At 72.4% G+C, this 709-nt stretch carries 1 protein-coding gene; it reads right to left on the bottom strand.

The window, feature by feature from the left end; all coding sequences use genetic code 11:
• Positions 1-26 precede the first annotated feature (26 nt).
• Positions 27-569 carry a GNAT family N-acetyltransferase gene (locus BZL64_RS38510; RefSeq protein ID WP_086773536.1) on the bottom strand — a complete coding sequence of 181 codons (543 nt, stop codon included), beginning with the start codon at positions 567-569 and terminating at the stop codon, positions 27-29.
• Positions 570-709 lie beyond the last annotated feature (140 nt).

Genomic DNA, 709 nt, shown 5'->3' with positions numbered 1-709 from the left:
CCTGTGAGGTGGGGGGCGAGGTGGGGCTACGGCGTGAGGGCGTGCAGGGGGAGGTCGAAGTGCACGACGCTCTGGCCGCCGTCGGGGTCCTGGCGCTCGTCGTGCACGACTTTCCCGAGGGATCGCCAGAAGGCTTCGGCGCCTTCGACGGACGGGTCCGTGTGCAGGTAGACGGTCCGGTAGCCGCCGTCGGCGGCGGCGAACGCGAGGAGGTCGGCGACCAGGCGCCGGGCGAGTCCGCGGCGCCGGTGCTCGGGTCGGACGTAGACGCGGCGCAGTTGAGCGGTCGCGCCGGAGGGGTAGCGGTCGGCGACATGACGCGGGTTCGGCGGGTGGAGGGGTCCGCGCGCGTCCAGCGCACCGGTGCCGACGACCTGCTGCTCGGTGTCGACGGCGACGAGCAGCGTGTGGCGGGCCGGCGCCAGGTAGGCGGTGGCCGGGTCGATGATGTCGCCGTGCCAGCGGGGCACGTAGCCGGTGCCGAAGTCGTGGTAGACGGTGTCGAGCATGACGGCTCGGGCACCGTCGAGGTCGTCGGGGCCCGCAGGCCTTACGCAGTAGTCATGCACTTGCACATCATATGCATTAAGCCGAGGGTCTTGATCGACTAGGGCGACCGAGGCCACCCGGCCCGTCCGACCGCACCGGACCGGCTCGCTCGGCGGAGATCATCCGGACCTCCGCCCGAAGCGGCGCCCTCCCCCTCTCC

Source organism: Streptomyces bobili, from assembly GCF_002154575.1.
Taxonomy (GTDB): domain Bacteria; phylum Actinomycetota; class Actinomycetes; order Streptomycetales; family Streptomycetaceae; genus Streptomyces; species Streptomyces bobili.
Note: the sequence above shows the minus strand (reverse complement) of the source record. Positions and strands in the feature narration are given on the sequence as shown.